This window comes from Acinetobacter sp. 228, from assembly GCF_048147885.1.
This window is the reverse complement of the sequence record NZ_JAYWYV010000212.1, coordinates 1-1520: the sequence shown is the minus strand read 5'-3', so window position 1 is coordinate 1520 and position 1520 is coordinate 1. Positions and strand designations below refer to the sequence as shown.

Annotated in this window: 2 protein-coding genes and 1 pseudogene; 1 reads left to right on the top strand and 2 read right to left on the bottom strand. The window is 37.6% G+C overall.

All coding sequences use genetic code 11. From position 1 onward, the window contains the following. Window positions 1-148, top strand: a pseudogene (locus VXQ92_RS17470) (NADH pyrophosphatase); the annotation flags it as partial. Between the two features lie 22 nt (window positions 149-170). Here the strand turns inward: VXQ92_RS17470 and VXQ92_RS17465 are convergent. Together VXQ92_RS17465 and VXQ92_RS17460 are read right to left on the bottom strand one after the other, a co-directional pair. Beyond that, complete coding sequence (locus tag VXQ92_RS17465; RefSeq protein ID WP_001048902.1) at window positions 171-1034, bottom strand: alpha/beta hydrolase; 864 nt, start codon at window positions 1032-1034, stop codon at window positions 171-173. Window positions 1035-1037: 3 nt separating this feature from the next. Beyond that, a partial coding sequence (locus tag VXQ92_RS17460) for a BON domain-containing protein (RefSeq protein WP_416682672.1) occupies window positions 1038-1520 on the bottom strand: 483 nt, incomplete at its 5' end.

Below are 1520 nucleotides of genomic sequence, written 5' to 3'. Positions count from 1 at the left end.
TAGAGCTGAATATGAGTCAGGTGAAATTTCTTTGCAAGAAGATGAAATTGCCGATGCACAATTCTTTAAATTTGATCAGTTACCTGAAATTCCATTTAAAGGCAGTATTGCACATGCAATGATTACGCAGATTACTCAAGCGAAGTAATCTGCGCTCTCAAACAGATGTTTTAAAATACTTCATCCAGAAAGTGCAAAATGGTCCGTTTAGTTCGGAAGTAATGACTTACAAAACTCGATAAACTAGCCAAAATTGTAATATGACCTGTTTTAGGAATCACAGCGATATGACTGTGATTTCCGCTTTGTCTAAGTGCCTGATCAAGATCAAAGGTATTTTCTTTTTTTACAAGCTGATCATTTTCAGCCATGAGCAGATAATGCTTAATATGATTTTGATTTACAAAATAATATGGCATCACTTCTTTATAAGAAATGCTTTGATCAAAAGCATCTTCGGCAAGCGGATCACCTTTATAATCAAAATGATAAGGACCTGCCAAACCAAAAATTGCTTTAATATTACCTAAACATTGAATTGTATTTGGCTTTGGATGATAAACAGCAGACATCACATTAAATGCACCTGCCGAATGTCCCATAAGCACAATATTCTCTGTCGAGATTTCCAGTTTTTCTTGGTTCTGGTGTAAATAGTTTAACGCTTGCGTTAAGTCATCTACATAACTTGGAAAAATATTCTTCGGTGCGAGCTGATAGTTAATGACAGCAACGTCATAACCTTCTTTCGTAAACGCTTCACCTATAAATAAATAGTCTCGTTTATTACCATGTTGCCAAGCACCACCATGTACAAAAACAATGAGTGGTCGATGAGCTAAGCGCTTAGTAGAACGATAAATATCTAGACGATGGCGAGGCTTTAAGCCATAACGCACATTTAAAACCTGCTCAAAACCATCTTTTGGTGTAAAACGGTTTAAAGCAAAGCTCCCCAAATCATACAGACGGAACTCTTTATAAAGAGTTCTCGCCTGCTCAATTTTGCTTTGTAATTGTTCAATCAGGTTCATATTTTATTGTGCAGAAGATGCTGGATCTGTTTGGTCCGGATCAATTGCAACAGGAGTTTGAACTGTTGGTTGAGCAAGAACATTATTAATTACTGGTGTAGTTGTTGCGCTGGCAGTACTCGCTGCTGGAGCAGGCGCTAAATCAATATTATCAATGAGCGTTACAATCTTAGTCACGTTACCGACATTTTGAAGCACATTGTTTAAATCATTAATTTCAGCTGTGTTTAAACGGCCCATCACATATAAAACACCATCTTCGGTATGAACCAGTACTTTACTGTCCGATACTACTGGCGCTTTCATTAATAAAGCACGTGTATTTGCAGTTACCCCAGCATCTTGCATAATCGTGTTATAGCTTACTTTGTTACCCACCGTAATATAGTTATGTACGGCTTTCACATCACTCATGGCCTTAACGTTGTCTTCTGCCAACTGTTTTAAGTATGGGTCTGGCACCTGTCCAGTTAACAATACTGTGCT